The 15,487-nt window shown below is 68.3% G+C and carries 15 protein-coding genes; 10 read left to right on the top strand and 5 right to left on the bottom strand.

Annotated features, from left to right (window positions below):
• Positions 1–341 precede the first annotated feature (341 nt).
• From P7A99_RS23585 to P7A99_RS23605, 5 genes are all read right to left on the bottom strand, one after another.
• Positions 342–1,631 (bottom strand): outer membrane protein transport protein, encoded by a 1,290-nt coding sequence (locus P7A99_RS23585; protein ID WP_277796161.1) that lies wholly within the window; start codon positions 1,629–1,631, stop codon positions 342–344.
• 319 nt (positions 1,632–1,950) lie between these two features.
• A complete protein-coding gene (locus P7A99_RS23590) occupies positions 1,951–2,859 on the bottom strand; it encodes an SDR family NAD(P)-dependent oxidoreductase (RefSeq protein ID WP_165262113.1) in 909 nt (302 codons plus the stop codon).
• A 288-nt stretch (positions 2,860–3,147) separates the two neighbouring features.
• Positions 3,148–4,140 carry an HlyD family secretion protein gene (locus tag P7A99_RS23595; RefSeq protein WP_277796162.1) on the bottom strand — a complete coding sequence of 331 codons (993 nt, stop codon included), beginning with the start codon at positions 4,138–4,140 and terminating at the stop codon, positions 3,148–3,150.
• Between the two features lies 1 nt (position 4,141).
• A complete protein-coding gene (locus P7A99_RS23600) occupies positions 4,142–4,906 on the bottom strand; it encodes an ABC transporter ATP-binding protein (protein WP_277796163.1) in 765 nt (254 codons plus the stop codon).
• Positions 4,903–6,045 (bottom strand): ABC transporter permease, encoded by a 1,143-nt coding sequence (locus P7A99_RS23605; protein WP_277796164.1) that lies wholly within the window; start codon positions 6,043–6,045, stop codon positions 4,903–4,905. Before P7A99_RS23605 ends, P7A99_RS23600 begins: the two co-directional genes overlap by 4 nt.
• 223 nt (positions 6,046–6,268) lie before the next feature.
• Between P7A99_RS23605 and P7A99_RS23610 the strand changes: the two genes are divergently transcribed.
• The 10 genes from P7A99_RS23610 to P7A99_RS23655 all read left to right on the top strand — a co-directional run bounded on the left by P7A99_RS23610 (position 6,269) and on the right by P7A99_RS23655 (position 15,481).
• A complete protein-coding gene (locus P7A99_RS23610; RefSeq protein WP_277796165.1) occupies positions 6,269–8,338 on the top strand; it encodes a S46 family peptidase in 2,070 nt (689 codons plus the stop codon).
• A 317-nt stretch (positions 8,339–8,655) separates the two neighbouring features.
• Positions 8,656–9,564 (top strand): EF-hand domain-containing protein, encoded by a 909-nt coding sequence (locus tag P7A99_RS23615; RefSeq protein ID WP_277796166.1) that lies wholly within the window; start codon positions 8,656–8,658, stop codon positions 9,562–9,564.
• A 286-nt stretch (positions 9,565–9,850) separates the two neighbouring features.
• The gene (locus P7A99_RS23620; RefSeq protein ID WP_101711322.1) at positions 9,851–11,134 is read left to right on the top strand and encodes a NupC/NupG family nucleoside CNT transporter; all 1,284 of its coding nucleotides are present in this window, start codon (positions 9,851–9,853) and stop codon (positions 11,132–11,134) included.
• Between the two features lie 67 nt (positions 11,135–11,201).
• Positions 11,202–11,573, top strand: coding sequence for an endonuclease domain-containing protein (locus tag P7A99_RS23625; protein ID WP_277796167.1), 372 nt, complete (start codon positions 11,202–11,204; stop codon positions 11,571–11,573).
• Between the two features lie 75 nt (positions 11,574–11,648).
• Positions 11,649–12,266: a glutathione S-transferase family protein gene (locus P7A99_RS23630; protein ID WP_277796168.1), complete on the top strand. Its 618-nt coding sequence runs from the start codon at positions 11,649–11,651 to the stop codon at positions 12,264–12,266.
• A gap of 72 nt (positions 12,267–12,338) precedes the next feature.
• Positions 12,339–13,259, top strand: coding sequence for a histone deacetylase family protein (locus P7A99_RS23635; protein ID WP_277796169.1), 921 nt, complete (start codon positions 12,339–12,341; stop codon positions 13,257–13,259).
• Between the two features lie 41 nt (positions 13,260–13,300).
• Positions 13,301–13,921, top strand: a complete 621-nt coding sequence (locus P7A99_RS23640) for a phosphoglycerate mutase family protein (protein WP_277796170.1) — start codon at positions 13,301–13,303, stop codon at positions 13,919–13,921.
• A gap of 65 nt (positions 13,922–13,986) precedes the next feature.
• On the top strand, positions 13,987–14,241 hold the full coding sequence (locus P7A99_RS23645; RefSeq protein ID WP_058349196.1) for an exodeoxyribonuclease VII small subunit: 255 nt from the start codon (positions 13,987–13,989) through the stop codon (positions 14,239–14,241).
• Positions 14,241–14,603: a tRNA-binding protein gene (locus P7A99_RS23650; RefSeq protein WP_101716140.1), complete on the top strand. Its 363-nt coding sequence runs from the start codon at positions 14,241–14,243 to the stop codon at positions 14,601–14,603. The genes P7A99_RS23645 and P7A99_RS23650 overlap by 1 nt, the downstream gene beginning before the upstream one ends.
• Complete coding sequence (locus tag P7A99_RS23655; RefSeq protein ID WP_058349198.1) at positions 14,600–15,481, top strand: polyprenyl synthetase family protein; 882 nt, start codon at positions 14,600–14,602, stop codon at positions 15,479–15,481. Before P7A99_RS23650 ends, P7A99_RS23655 begins: the two co-directional genes overlap by 4 nt.
• Positions 15,482–15,487: the final 6 nt, after the last annotated feature.

Consider the following 15,487-nt stretch of genomic DNA (forward strand, 5'->3'; position numbering starts at 1 on the left):
ACGGGACAGCTGTGATTATGCGGCGGGATTCAGCGCGTCTGATCCAGGCGCGTGAGAAAGTTGCAAGCGGTTGAGTTCGTGGGACTCTTTTTGGGAAGCGCCGAGGATTGAGCGGGCTCTATCCCCGTCCAGCTCCCTATCTCCCTTCCCCCTTGATGGGGGAAGGGCCGGGGTTGGGGGTGACCGCGGCGATCAGGCTTGAAACGGCGGTGCGGGTTGAACCGCGGCACCACCCCCATCCCAACCCTTCCCCCATCAAGGGGGAAGGGCTCCAGAAGACAAACAAAAAGGCCGCCTGGAGCGATCCAGGCGGCCTTTCCGTATTCAGGAACCTAGAAGGCTCAGAACGTCCAGCGGACGCCGGTCGACAGGACCGTGGCGTGGCCGGTGGCCAGGCCGTTCAGGGTCACCGACGAGCCGGTGGCCGTGGTGTCGGTGCGGTGGATCTCGGAATCGTCGAACGAGATGTAGGTCGCGGCGATGTCGAGGTTCAGGTTCGGCTTGGCGGCCCAGGTGGCGCCGACGGCGTAGAGCATGCGGTCGCCGTCCGGAACGCGGGCGGTGCGGCCTTCGTCCGGGGTCGGGGTCGGGTCCTTCTGGACGCCGCCACGCAGGGTCAGGCGCGGGGTCAGCTGGTGATCCACGCCCAGGGCCACGGTGGTGATGTCCTTGTAGTCCTGCTCGCTGACCGAGCCGCCGCCGGCGAAGGTGACGCGGATGGCGTCGAACTCGCTCCAGCCGACGCGGCTGACCTGGGCGTTCAGGGTGGTCTTGGGGGTCACGGCCCAGCGGGCGCCGACGCTGGCCATCCACGGGGTGGTGATGGTGGCTTCACCCGCGATGGTGCGGTTGGACGCCGTCGGCAGCGGGGCCAGGATGCCCGAGACCGCCACGTCGCCCTTCAGGGTGTGCTCGGTCTTCGAACGGTAGCTGGCGCCGAAGGTCAGGGCCGGGGTGGCGTGGAACTGGGCGCCCACGGTCCAGCCGTAGCCCCAGCCGTCGCCGGTCAGTTCCTGGCGGCCGTCGGCCTGCAGCGGCGAGGCGTTCGGCAGGGCGTTCGACAGTTCGGCGTCGGCGTAGACGCCGCTGATGCCCACGCCCAGGTCGAGCTTGTCGTTGACGCGGTAGGCCAGGGTGGCCTGCAGGTCGGCCGTGGTCAGGCGCGACTTGATGGCGTCATAGCGAGCCCAGCTGTTGGCTTCGTACTCGGTGGTGAAGTTGTAGGGGGCGGCCATCGAGACGCCCAGAACGATCTTGTCGTTCAGGCGCCAGGCGCCGGCGAAGTTGGGCACCACGCCGTCGTTGATGACGTCGGTGGCCGTGCCCGTGCCGCCCACCGGGGTGGTGACCGGAACCGGACGGGTGATGGTCGAGCCGTTGTTGGTGACCTTGGAGTTCACCAGCACGGCGTGCAGGCCGCCGTAGACTTCGGCGTGCTCGACGCCGGCGATGGCGGCGGGGTTCCACCACAGGCTGGCGGCGCCGCTGTCGGCGACTTCGCCCGAATAGGCGCGGCCAGCGCCGCGGGCCGATTGTTCCTGGAGGTAGAAGCCCGAAGCAGAGGCTTGCGAGGCGGCGGCGAGAGCGGCGAGGGCCGCGCCGGCGGCGAGGACTTTACGCGAGAGAGCCATGTGACTGACAGACCTTCTTGGGGAGGTTAGGTCCAACCAACACCTTGCGATGCTGGAGGTTGCCGCCGGCTCTAACGCACTTTTTCAAAAACCGTTGCTATTTATTCGCGTAACGGTGAATTTTGTTCTCGGCGTCAAAGAAAGCGCGCCTTTTGGGCCTCTATTCATTCGCCGTTATGTCAAAACAAGTGCCTTCCCTTAGGTAAAGACTTGTATTCGCCGCAATTCTCGCAGGTCGAGATTTTTGTAATTTACGTCAAATGTGGCGATCGCGGGCGCCGATGTTCCAGCGCCCGCGATCTTTGTGCACTGACGAGGGTCAGCCGCCGGCAAGCTTGCGGAAGAACTTCTGGCCCTGCTCGCCGCCGTTGAAGTAGGCCTGCTGGCCCGGCTCGGCGGTGATCGCTTCCCAGCTGTCGCGGACTTCCTCGGCCGATAGGCCGCCTTCGCCCAGATAGACGCCCTCGGTCTCGAAGATGCGGGCGAGGGCGAAGACGCCGGCCCCGGCGGTCAGGATCGCGCCGGTGGGGGCGTCCTCCGACACCAGGTAGACGACGCCGGGGGTGACGTATTCGGGGTTTAGCTTGGCCAGGATCTCGGGCGGCATCAGGCCCTCGGTCATGCGGGTGGCCGCGACCGGGCTGATGGCGTTGATCTTGACGTTGTTCTTGGCGCCTTCGAGCTTCAGCGTGTTCATCAGGCCCAGCACCGCCATCTTGGCCGCGCCGTAGTTGGACTGGCCGAAGTTGCCGTACATGCCCGAGGACGAGGTGGTGACGACGATGCGGCCGTAGTTCTGGGCCTTCATGATGTCCCACACGGCCTTGATCGGCTTGAAGGTGCCGAAGACGTGGACCTGCATGACCGCCTCGAAGTCGGCCAGCTCCATCTTGCTCAGGGTCTTGTCGCGCAGGATGCCGGCGTTGGCGACGAGGATGTCGATGCGGCCCCACGTGTCGATAGTCGTCTTGACCAGGTCGGCGACGCCGGCGTCGTCGGTCACCGAGGCGCCGTGGGCGATCGCTTGACCGCCGAAGGCCTCGATCTCGGCCACCACGGCCTTGGCGGCGTCGGACGAGCCGCCCGAACCGTCGACGCTGCCGCCCAGGTCGTTGACCACCACCTTGGCGCCGCGACGGGCCAGTTCCAGGGCGTGCTGGCGGCCAAGCCCGCCGCCCGCGCCCGTGACGATGGCCACCTGACCGTCGAAGCGAATGTCGTCCGCCATGCCCGTAAATCTCCCTCAAACGCGCGTTTGGTTTGTCGCGTTTGTGCGACCGCGAGGAGGGGGCGTCAAGGGCGGGGAGACCCGTGATCAGGCGCTTCAGCGACCTTCTTGTTCTTCTTGTTAGACCCAGCGACTTCTCACTCGCCTTCCTGGGCCTTGTGCCCAGGATCCATGCCTCAGCCTGCTCAGACCTCTCAAGCATGGCCGCTATCTGAGCAACCGCCGCCATGGGCCCTCGCCACAAGGGCGAGGGAGGCGGTTTATAGAAGCGATCAGGTCTTGCCGTGATCAGCTCTTGGGCGGATCGGCGGCTTGCGGGCCGGTGCGCTTGGCGCCGGCGGTCTGGCCCGGCTTCATGAACTTCACCAGCACGCGCTGGCCGATCAGGAAGGGCGTGTTGTCGGCGCTGACCACCACCTCGACCACGCGGGCGTCGGTGCGCTCGGACGGATCGTCCGATTGCAGCTTGCGGGCCCCGAACACGGCGGCGCGGCGCAGGACCTTGCCGGTGAAGGTCTTCTTCTGGTCGGCCTCGGGGATGATCTCGACCGACTGGCCGACGGTCACGAACGGGATGGCCGACTCGCTGATCTCGGCGCGGACGATGCGGGCCGTGGACGGCTCGAGGTCGAACATCGGGGTGACGTTCAGGGTCGAGGCGCCTGAGCCGGGGTTGGCGTAGCGTCGGGCGATGCGGCCGTCGGCCGGGGCGCGGATGACCGTCAGTTCCTGGTTGTAGCGGGCCTGGTTCAGCTGGGCCGCGAAGGTGGCGACCAGGGCGCGCTGGGCGTCGAGCTCGGCGTCGGCGCCGGCGATGGCGTCGCGGGCCTGGTCGAGGCGCTGGCCGGCCACGAAGTTCGAGGCGGTCAGGCCTTGCAGGCGGGCGTATTCACGCTGGGCCGTGGTCTTGCGGACCTCGAGCACGCGGATCTGGGCCTTGGCCTGGGCGAGGCTGGCGGCGGCGGTCTCGGCGGCCAGGCGGACGTCGTCGTCCTCCTGCTTGGCGAGCGGCTGGCCCTTGTGGACCATGTCGCCCTCCTGGACGTAGACCTCGCTGACGATGCCCTGGCGGCGGGCGGCGACCGAGATCACCCCGCCCTCGACGTCGGCCTTGCCGTCGGCGACGGCGCCGTAGGGAGTGACGGACGTGGCGGCGGCCGTCCTGACGGCCTCGACCTTCTTGGCTGTGGCCCGGGCTTGCATCCAGAGGCCTCCGCCGAGGATGGCGAGGGCGCCGACGGAGATCAGCCAGAAGCGGCGACGGCGGAACAGGGCGGGCATCTCAGGCTCCGATGAGAGGGCGGTCGGCCGCGGCGGGCGCGGGCTGGGCGGTGACGCGGCGGTCGTCGAGGATGCGGCCGTCCTCGATGTGGATGACGCGGTCGGCGAAGGATTCCATGCGGTGGTCGTGGGTCACGCAGATCACGGCCGCGCCGTGCTCCTTGGCCGCCCGTTGCAGCAGGCGGGTGACGATCTGGCCGTTCTCGCCGTCGAGGGCCGAGGTCGGCTCGTCGGCGAACAGCAGGCGGGGCTGCTTGGCCAGGGCGCGGGCGATGGCCACGCGCTGCTTCTCGCCGCCCGACAGCTCGGACGGGCGCTGGTTGACGCGGTGGCCAAGGCCCACCTCGTCGAGCGCCGTCATGGCCATGCGCCTGGCCTGCGCGACATCGTAGCCCTGGTACTTCAGCACGGTGGTGACCTGCTGGAGGGCGGTGAGGGCGGGGAACAGGTTGAAGCCCTGGAAGATGAAGCCGCAGTTGTCGAGGCGGAACTTGTCGATCCGGCCAGACGGCAGCGACCACAGGTCCTGGTCCATGGCCTTGACCCGGCCTTCGTCGGGACGCAGCAGGCCCGACAGGCAGGCCACCAGGGTCGACTTGCCCGAGCCCGACGGGCCCATGACCATGGTCACGTCGCCGTGCAGGGCGTCGAAGTCGACCGATTTCAGCACCTCGATATAGGTGCGGCCGGTCTTGAAGCGCTTCTGCAGGCCCTTGGCGACGATCGCCGTCTTGCCCGGCACGAGGGGGGAGGGGGATTGGCTCATCGCAGCAGATCCGCCGGTTGGCTCTTTTTCAGGATGCCCAGGGCCAGCAGGCCCGAGACGACGGCGATCAGCATCAGGAAGCCGGCCGAGGCGATCACCAGCGGGATGGGGAAGCTCATCGGCAGGCCGTTCATCTTGGCCAGCTGCGACACGAGGCCGACCAGCACGGCAGTGGCGAACAGGCCCGCGACGCCGGTCCAGAAGCCCAGCTCGATGACGATCATCCGCAGCGAGCCCATGGAGACGCCCAGGGCGCGCAGGGAGGCGAACTCCTTGATGTTGGCCAGGATCGCGCCGCGCAGGGTCTGGGAGGTGATGCCCACGCCGATCAGGAGGCCCAGGAACACCGAGAAGCCCAGCATGATGCCGATGAAGCTCTCCTTCATCATCGCGCCGTCATTGGCTTCCGACAGCTCGGCGCGGGTCCAGGCGCGGTAGGCCTTGTCGGAGGTGGCGTTGAGCTGGTCGCGGACGATCTCGGCGCGGGCCGGATCCTTGATGCGGACCATCAGCGGCCCGACGCGGCTGCCGGTCGAGGCCTGGCCCAAGAGGCGAAGGGTGTCGCGCGACACCACGACGGTCGGCTGCATCATGTTCGGATAGCCGTCGAGGATGTAGCGGATATAGACGGTCTTGCCGTTGATGGTGGCGCGGTCGCCCAGCTTCTGGATGCCCAGCTTGGCCATGCCCGTGCGGTCGATGGCGACCGAATAGGGCTCGAGAAGCGCCACGCGGATGTTTTCGTTGTAGTCGCGCGGCCAGGTCACCGCGTCGCTGCGGGTGTCGACCGCCGAGGTCTGGATCCACTCGCGCACGCGCTTCTTGCCGGGGGGCGGGTCGTTGCTCCACATGCCGCCGCCGCCGTCGAGATCGGCGACCTCGACCACCTCGGGGTGCATGTACATCTGGGCCATGACCCGGCGGGGCAGGCCGTTGCCGCCGTTCATCAGGCTCTCGGCCTTGGGGCCCAGCACCATGATGTCGGCCGGCGAGCGGTCGATGGTGGCGGTGAAGGCCTTGCCGATGCCGGTGAACATGCCGACCTGGGCCAGCACCAGCAGGCCGGAGAACGCCAGGGCGATGATCGCCGCCAGGTATCGCCGCCATTCGTACAACAGTGTGGCCAACGCCAGCGACATGCCGACACGCTCCCCCAATCAACGGTTGCACAAGAACAGCGCGGAACCGCTGAGGCCAAGTTAAATCGGGGTAAGACACAGCTCTTCGACGGAATGTGATCGAGGCGCATGTTTCTTGCGTCGGAAAGCCGACTGAGGAAACAGGGGTGGCTCTGCCGCCCTGGCTTGGCTATGGCTGTTACATTGTACGCCACGACGGCGCTGCGCCGTGCAAGGACGACTCATGAAGACTCTGACGCTGGCCGCCTCGGCCCTGGTTCTCTCGTTCGCCGCCGCCGGGGCGGCCCAGGCCGACGAGGGCATGTGGACCTTCGACAACTTCCCCTCGGCCAAGGTCAAGCAGGCCTACGGCGTCGACATCGACCAGAAGTGGCTGGACACTGTGCGCGCCTCGGCCGTGCGCCTGACGACGGGCTGCTCGGCCTCGGTGGTCTCCAAGCAGGGCCTGGTGTTGACCAACAACCACTGCGTGGCCGACTGCACCCAGGCGCTGTCGAGCGAGGGCAAGGACTACGTCAAGGACGGCTTCCTGACCGGAGCGCGTGAAGAGGAACTGAAGTGCGCGGGCATGCAGGCCGAGGTTCTGCTGTCGATCACCGACGTCACCGACCAGGTGACGGCCGCTGGCGCGGGCAAGACCGGACAGGATTTCGTGAAAGCGCGTGACGGCGCCTTCGCCACCGCCGAGCTGGCCGCCTGCGGCCAGGACAAGACCCTGCGCTGCCAGACCATCAGCTTCTACCGCGGCGGCCAGTACAAGGTGTACAAGTACCGCCGCTACGCCGACGTGCGCCTGGTGTTCGCGCCGGAATACGCCACGGCCTTCTTCGGCGGCGACCCGGACAACTTCAACTTCCCGCGCTTCAACCTCGATAGCGCCTTCCTGCGCCTGTACGAGGACGGCAAGCCAGCCGTGACCCCGAACCACCTGACCTGGCGCGCGAGCGCTCCGGTCGAGGGCGAGCCGACCTTCGTGGCCGGCAATCCGGGCACCACCCAGCGCCAGCTGACGGTCTCGCAGCTGGAGACCAACCGCGACCTGATCATCCCGGTCGGCCAACTGCAGCGCTCGGAGATGCGCGGCCGCCTGATCCAGTTCGGCGAGCAGTCTGAAGAGAACAAGCGCATCGCCAACCAGCCGCTGGCGGGTATCGAGAACAGCTACAAGGTGTTCTTCGGCCAGCAGTTCGTGCTGAACGACAAGAAGTTCATGGACGCCAAGCGCGCCGCCGAGACCGACCTGAAGGCCAAGGTGGCCGCCGATCCGAAGCTGGCCGCGCAGATCGGCGACCCGTGGGGCGAGATCGACAAGGCGCAGACCGCCCTGGCCGACCAGTTCGTGCCGATGCGCCAGCTGGAAACCTCGGCCGGCGGCGGCTCGGACCTCTACGGCTACGCCCGCACCCTGGTGCGGGGCGCCCAGGAGCGCGCCAAGCCGGCGGCCGAGCGCCTGCCCGAATACGCCGACACCCGCCTGCCGCTGGTGGAGAAGCGCCTGCTGGACGTGCGTCCGGTCGATGCGCCGCTGGAGCGCATCTATCTCGAGCACTGGCTGCTGAAGACCCGCGAGTACCTGACCGCCGACGCGCCGGCCGTGAAGCTGCTTCTGGGCAAGGAAAGCCCCGAGGGCCTGTCGGCCCGCCTAGTGGCCGGCAGCAAGCTGGCCGATCCGGCCGTGCGCAAGGCGCTGTGGGACGGCGGCCTGGCGGCCATCCAGGCCTCGGACGATCCGATGATCCAGTTCGTGCTGAAGACCGAAGGCGCGGGCCGCGAAGTGCGCAAAGCCTATGAAGCCAGCGTCACCGCCCCGACCGACGCCGCCGCCGAGCGCATCGCCAAGGCCCGCTTCGCGGTGCTGGGCGACACCGTCTATCCGGACGCCACGTTCTCCTTGCGCCTGTCGTACGGCAAGGTCGCCGGCTGGACCCATCGCGGCCGCACGATCACCCCGTTCACCGACTTCGCCGGCTTCTACGACCGCGTCACCGGCGCCGAGCCCTTCGAGGCCGCCCCGCGCTGGATCACCGCCAAGGACAAGCTGAACCTCAAGACGGTCTACGACTACGTCACCACCAACGACATCATCGGCGGCAATTCCGGCTCGCCGGTGATCGACGCCAAGGGCCGGGTGATCGGGGCTGCCTTCGACGGCAACATCCACTCGCTGGGCGGCGCCTTCGGCTATGACGGTTCGATCAACCGCACCGTCGTGGTCTCGACCGCGGCCATCACCGAGGCCCTGACCAAGGTCTACGGCCGCGACGCGCTGGTGAAGGAACTGGCCGGGAAGTGATCCTTTCACTCGTCCCTCTCCCCTTGCGGGAGAGGGTGGCCTCCCGAAGGGAGGTCGGGTGAGGGGTCTCTCAAAAGCAAGACGCCGCGACAGCCGACCAGCTGCCGCGGCGTTTTTCGTTCGTGAGACCCCTCATCCGTCGGCCTTCGGCCGCCACCTTCTCCCGCAAGGGGAGAAGGACTGGAGGGATGCGCATTTCAGCGCTGTAACCTCCCGAAATGTGGAATGTTTTTCGCTCGAACCGGAGCGCGCCCAGGGCAAGGGCGCGCGTAACGCCCGCGCCTTGATGCGCATCACCGGTTCCAGGAGACATCGCCTTGAGCGTTTCCAGCCTGAGCAGCACCTCGATCATGCAGCAGTTGCTGCAGTCGATGCGCGGCTCTTCGACGACGTCGGCGGCCAGCGCCGCCTCGTCCTCCAGCGGCGCGTCCGCTGGGCAACAAATGCAGGTCGGCAGCGGCGAGCCGCCGCCGCCGCCTCCGCCGCCGATGAGCTCGCAGGGCTCCAGCGGCGAGAATTTCAGCTCTGAAACCCTGGGCTCGCTGCTTTCCATGCAGGAAGGCGGCATGGGCCAGATGGGCGGCATGGGCGGCGGTCAGGGGATCTTCGAGAGCCTCGACACCGACGCCGACGGCGCGCTTTCGACCGACGAACTGACCACGGCCCTGACCAATGCGCTGGGCGAGGGGGGCGACATCTCCTCGGCCGTGAACAGCCTGATCTCCGACGGCGACAGCGATGGCGACGGCGTGCTGACCGGCGGCGAGTTCGCGGCCCTGGCCCAGGCGTCTGGCGGACCCGGTGGTCCGCCGCCCGGACCTCCGCCGTCGGGCGGTGGTGAAGGGGCAGGTGGCGCAGGCGGAGGCGGCGGCGTCAGCCAGGTGTTCGACAGCCTCGACACCAACCAGGACGGCACGGTCTCGGCCGCCGAGCTGGCCGCGGCCAACACCGACAGCGCCGATGCGGCCACCGCCGCCTCGGACCTGATCTCGGCGGCGGATGCGGACGGCGACGGCAGCCTGTCGGGCCAGGAGTTCGGCGACCTGCTGAAACAGGCTTCGAATGGCACCGGCGCCACCTCGACCTTGGCCAGCACGCTGTCGAGCTCGTCCCTGGCCTCGGACATGATGCAGAAGCTGCTGCAACAGCTGGCTGATGCGGCCACCAGCAGCGTCGCCAGCGGGGAGGGCGTCAGCTCGGCCTCGTCGGTGAGCATCGCGGCTTAGTCGCTTAAGCCCTCCCCCTCGATGGGGGAGGGGTGGGTGGGGGTGACTTGGGCCTTGGCCGGTTGATCTGGCCGGCGCCGTTTCACCCCCATCCCCGACCCTTCCCCCATCAAAGGGGGAAGGGAGATCTGATCAGATCTCGACGCACAGCGCTCGCCGAGCAGGCGCCGCCCCCCGCGACGCCGAAGGTCAAGCAAGCCGCTTGCGCCGGGCGCGCTTGTGTTGGACAAACTGGCCCCTTGGTCGGCGTCGCGGGGGCGTCGCTTCACAATTCAAGGTTCCGCTCTTGCTCTTCCGTCCCGAGAACGTTCAGGCCCTGGCGGGTCTGGCGCTCACCCTGGGCCTTTGCTGGCTCGTCTCCGAAAACCGCAAGCGCTTCCCGTGGGTGCTGGCCATCGGCGCCCTGATCATCCAGGTCGGCCTGGTGGTTCTGCTGTTCGGCCTGCCGCAGGCCCAGCAGATGCTGCGCGGCGTCAACGGCGCGGTCGAGGGCCTCGGCGCCTCCACCCAGGCCGGCACGGCCTTCGTGTTCGGCTTCCTGGCCGGCGGCGACCAGCCCTATCCGGTCAGCAATCCGGGCGCGGGCTTCATCTTCGCCTTCCGCGTGATGCCGGTGATCCTGGTGGTCTGCGCGCTTTCGGCGCTGCTGTGGCACTGGAAGATCCTGAAGTGGGCCGCCCAAGGCTTCGGCTTCGTGTTCCAGAAGACCTTGGGCCTGCGCGGCCCGCCGGCCCTGGCCACCGCCGCCACCATCTTCATGGGCCAGATCGAAGGCCCGATCTTCATCCGCGCCTATCTCGACAAGCTGTCGCGCTCGGAACTCTTCATGCTGATCACGGTCGGCATGGCCTGCGTGTCCGGTTCGACCATGGTGGCCTACGCCACCATCCTGGCCGACGTGCTGCCCAACGCCGCCGCCCACGTGCTGACCGCCTCGATCATCTCGGCCCCGGCCGGCGTGCTGCTGGCCCGCATCGTGGTGCCGTCGGATCCGCTGGAAAAGGGCGGCGACCTGGACCTGGCCGCCGAGGACAAGACCTACGGCAGCTCGATCGACGCCGTGATGAAGGGCACCACCGACGGCCTGCAGATCGCGCTGAACGTCGGCGCGACCCTGATCGTGTTCGTGGCCCTGGCCACCATGCTCGACAAGTTCCTGGCCATGCTGCCGGCCATCGGCGGCCAGCCGCTGAGCCTGACGCGCGGCCTGGGCGTGATCTTCTCGCCCCTGGCCTGGTCGATGGGCATCCCCTGGAAGGAAGCCGGCAGCGCCGGCGGCCTCCTGGGCACCAAGCTGATCCTCACCGAGTTCACCGCCTTCATCCAGATGGCCAAGACCGGCGCGGCCAGCCTCGACGAGCGCTCGCGGATGATCATGACCTATGCCCTGTGCGGCTTCGCCAACATCGGCTCGGTGGGCATGAACGTCGCCGGCTTCTCGGTGCTGGTGCCGCAACGCCGCCAGGAAGTGCTGAGCCTGGTGTGGAAGGCGATGATGGCCGGCTTCCTGGCCACCTGCCTGACCGGCTCGCTGATCGGCCTGATGCCGCGGGTGCTGTTCGGGCTCTGATACGGTTGCTTCCGTCCCTCCCTTCCCCCTTGATGGGGGAAGGGCCGGGGATGGGGGTGACTGCGGCGTGTCCGAAAAAACACCAAAGCCGACGCACGCCCCCGGCGCCGTCGGCCGAGCCCGCCGCCTTCGGCGGGACATGACCGCCAGCGAGCGGAACCTCTGGAAGGCGCTTCGAGCGCTCGACCTCCACATCCGGCGCCAGGCGCCGATCGGCCGCTACGTGGCCGACTTCGTCCACCACGGATCTCGCCTCGTGATCGAGGTCGATGGCGGCGGGCATGATCTGCCCGAGCAGCAACTTTACGATGCCGACCGTGACGGCTGGCTGGCGAGCCAGGGCTATCGCGTGCTGAGGGTGCGCGATGTGGAGGCGTTCGGAAATCCCGACGAGGTCGCCGAGCGGGTGGCGGCCGAGATACGGCGGTTTGTCGTCTGACGCTGCGTCACCCCCATCCCAACCCTTCCCCCATCAAGGGGGAAGGGCTCTTATGGCGGCGGGAGGACGACAAGAATGAAGCTCTATGACAGCCGGCGTGCGCCCAATCCCCGGCGGGTGCGGTGGTTCATGGCCGAGAAGGGGATCGAGGACGTCGAGATCGTCGAGGTCGACATCTTCGCCGGCCAGCACCGCACGCCCGACTACATGGCCCGGGCCGGCCTGCCCAACGTGCCCGCCCTGGAGATGGACGACGGCACGACGATCACCGAGTCGGTGGCCATCTGCCGTTATCTGGAAAGCGTCTATCCCGAGCCGAACCTGTTCGGCGTCGATCCGCGTGAGGTAGCCATCATCGAGATGTGGGCCAGGCGCGCCGAGATGCTGGTGGCCACGCCCCTGATGCTGACCGTGCGCCACAGCCATCCGGCCCTGGCGGCGATCGAGACCCAGATCCCCGAGGTGGCCGCCAGCAACCGCGCCGCCGCCGAGAAGGGGATCAAGGTGCTGGACCGACGTCTGGGGGAAACCCCGTTCATCGCCGGCGACCGGGTGACCATCGCCGACATCCTGGCGGTGACGGGGATCGATTTCGCGCGGATGGCGCGGTTCCGGCCGGATCCGGAGCTGGTGAACGTCAAGCGCTGGCTGGAGGAGATGAACGCCCGGCCGGCGGCGAAGGCGGGGGTGTAGGGGGGCGAAAATCGATCCCTCTCTCTGAGAGAGAGGGTTTGAGGGGGGAAACATCCGGCATAACCTCGTTCCATGGCCGTCTCGCTGTTCACCCATGCCGACATGCTCGACCACCGGCCGGGTCCCGGTCACGTGGAGAGCCCCGCGCGGCTGCAGGCGGTGATCGACGCGCTGGAGGACGAGGCGGGCCTGGACCTGGAACCCTTCGAGGCGCCGCTGGTCGATCCGGCGGATCTGGCCCGCGTGCATCCGGGCGCCTTCGTCGATTCGATTTTCGCCGCCGCGCCGCATGCGGGGATTCACGCGCTGGATCCGGACACGGTGCTGTCGACCGGCAGCCTGGTCGCCGCGCGCCGCGCCGCCGGAGCGGTCAGCGCGGCCGTGCGGCAGGTGGCGGCGGGAGAGGGCAGGCGGGCCTTCTGCGCGGTGCGGCCGCCGGGGCACCACGCCGAGCCGGCGGTCGCCATGGGCTTCTGCGTGTTCTCCAACGTGGCTGTGGCGGCCAGGGTCGCCCAGGCCAGCGGCCTTTCCCGCGTCGCCATCGTCGATTTCGACGTCCATCACGGCAACGGCAGCCAAGCCGCGTTCGAGCACGACCCGACGGTGATGGTGGCCTCGATCCACCAGTCGCCGCTCTATCCCGGCACCGGCGATCCGTCGGAACGGGGCGTGGGCAACATCGTCAACGCCACCCTGGCGCCGGGCGCGCCGCGCGAATCCTGGCGGCGGGCGTTCGAGGGGCTGATGGAGCGAGTCGACGGCTTCGCGCCCGACCTGATCCTCGTCTCGGCCGGATTCGACGCCCACGAGCGCGATCCGCTGGCCTCGCAAAGCCTTCGCGGCGAAGACTTCGCCTGGGCCACACGGGCGATCGTGTCGGTGGCCGACCATCGGGCCAGAGGGCGTATTGTCTCCTCGCTCGAGGGCGGGTACGACCTCGAAGCGCTCGGCCGTTCGGCGAAGGCGCATGTCAGAGCGCTTCAGGAAGGATGAGACCCGGTTCCGCGTCAGCGGCCGCCGGGTCGTCGAGGAAAATGGCCGACGCACCGACCGCCGACCAGACCGCCTCGAGCGTGGTCCGCCCGCCCGGGGCCATCGTCCTGGCCCGCCATGGCGAACCCGCCCTGTCGCGCAAGGTGCGTTTCGACGCCAGGACCTATGGCGATTGGTGGGGGCGCTACGAGGAAGGCGGCCTGCTGGCCGGCCAGACCCCGCCCGACTGCCTGCTGGAGATCGCCAAGCGGTCGGAGGTGATCGTCTCCTCGACTCGCCGGCGCTCGATCGAGACCGCCCAGGCCGTGGCCGGCGGCCGCGATTTCCCGCGCGATCCGATGTTCATCGAGGCGCCGCTGCCGCCGCCGCCATGGCCCAGCTGGATCAAGTTGTCGCCCAAGAAGTGGGGCTTCTTCGCCCGCTTCTGGTGGTGGTTCTTCGACCATCACATGGGCCAGGAAAGCCGCAAGCAGGCCGAGGCCCGCGCCGAAGCGGCCGCCGACGCGCTGATCGCCCTGTCGCAGGACGGCCGCGACGTGCTGCTGGTGGCCCATGGCTTCTTCAACGTGATGATCGGCAACGCCCTGCAGGCGCGGGGCCTGAAGAAGACGCTCGACCAGGGCTTCCAGTACTGGTGCGTCAAGCGCTTCGAGCGCGCCTGACCTTTCACAGCCGTTGCCCGCCGGCCCCACGCCAACTAGGGTGCCAGCTTCTCCTTGGAGTAGAAATGACCGACGCCGCTTCTCCCGTGCACGACCTCTCGGCCCTGAGCTTCGAACAGGCCCTGGCCGAGCTCGAGAAGATCGTGTCCGAACTGGAATCGGGCCAGGCGCCGCTGGAACGCTCCATCGACATCTACGAGCGCGGGGCGGCCCTGAAGGCGCACTGCGAAAAGAAGCTCGAGGCCGCGCGCCTGAAGGTCGAGAAGATCGTCCTGGGCCAGGGCGGCGCCGCGGGCGTCGAGCCGGCCGAGTTCTCCTGATGGGCCAGGCCTCGCCGAAACTGTCGCCGACGATCGCGTTCGAGGAGTTCGAGCGCGTGGATATCCGAGTCGGCACGATCGTTTCGGCCGAGGCCTTTCCCGAAGCCCGCAAGCCGGCCTACAAGCTGGCGATCGATTTCGGACCGGCGTTCGGCGTAAAGCGTTCGTCGGCCCAGGTTACCCGCCACTACACGACCGACCAACTGGTCGGGCGTCGGGTGGCGGCGGTGGTGAACTTCAAGCCGCGTCAGATCGGCCCCTTCATGTCGGAAGTCCTGTGCCTGGGCTTTCCGGACGACGAGGGCGAAGTCGTCCTCGTGACGGTGGATCGCGCGGCGCCCAACGGGGGAAAGCTGTTTTGAGCGACCTTGGCAAGCGCATCGCCCAGGCGGCCGACATCGTCACCGTGGCGCTCGACGAGCTGCTGCCGCGCGCTGATGGGCCGGAAAGCCGCCTGACCGAGGCCATGCGCTATGCGGCGCTGGGCCCCGGCAAGCGCCTGCGGCCGTTCTTCGCGCTGGAAACCGGCAAGATGTTCGACCTGCCCGAGCGGCCGGTGCTGCGCGCGGCCTGCGCGCTGGAATGCATCCACGCCTACAGCCTGGTGCACGACGACCTGCCGGCCATGGACGACGACGACATGCGTCGCGGCCGTCCGACCGTGCACGTGCAGTACGACGAGGCCACCGCCATCCTGGCCGGCGACTCGCTGCAGACGGCGGCCTTCGAGATCATGGCCCACCCCGACACCCACGACGACGGTCACGTCCGCTCGGAACTCGTGCGCAAGCTGGCGATCGCGTCCGGCGCGCGCGGCATGTGCGGCGGCCAGATGATCGACCTCCTGGGCGTTCGCGACGACCTGGGCGCGGTGGCGCGCATGCAGCGCCTGAAGACCGGCGCCCTGATCGCCTTCGCCTTCGAGATCCCGCTGATCATCGGCCGGGCCAAGGAAGCCGAGCGCGCCGCACTGATGGGCTTCGCCCAGGACCTGGGGCTGGCCTACCAGATCGTCGACGACATCCTCGACGCCGAGGGCGACGCGGCCCTGCTGGGCAAGGCCGCCGGCAAGGACGCCGCCAAGGGCAAGGCCAACTACGTCACCCTTCTTGGCCTTGATGCGGCCAAGGAACGGGTGGAGCTTCTCGCAGCGCAGACCAAGGCGCATCTGGATATCTTTGGGGATCGGGCCGACCATCTGCGCGAAAGCGTTGATTTCGTGCTGGACCGCCGCAACTGACCGCGC

The sequence above is a fragment of the Caulobacter endophyticus genome (assembly GCF_029543245.1).
In the GTDB taxonomy this organism is placed as follows: Bacteria; Pseudomonadota; Alphaproteobacteria; order Caulobacterales; family Caulobacteraceae; genus Caulobacter; species Caulobacter endophyticus_A.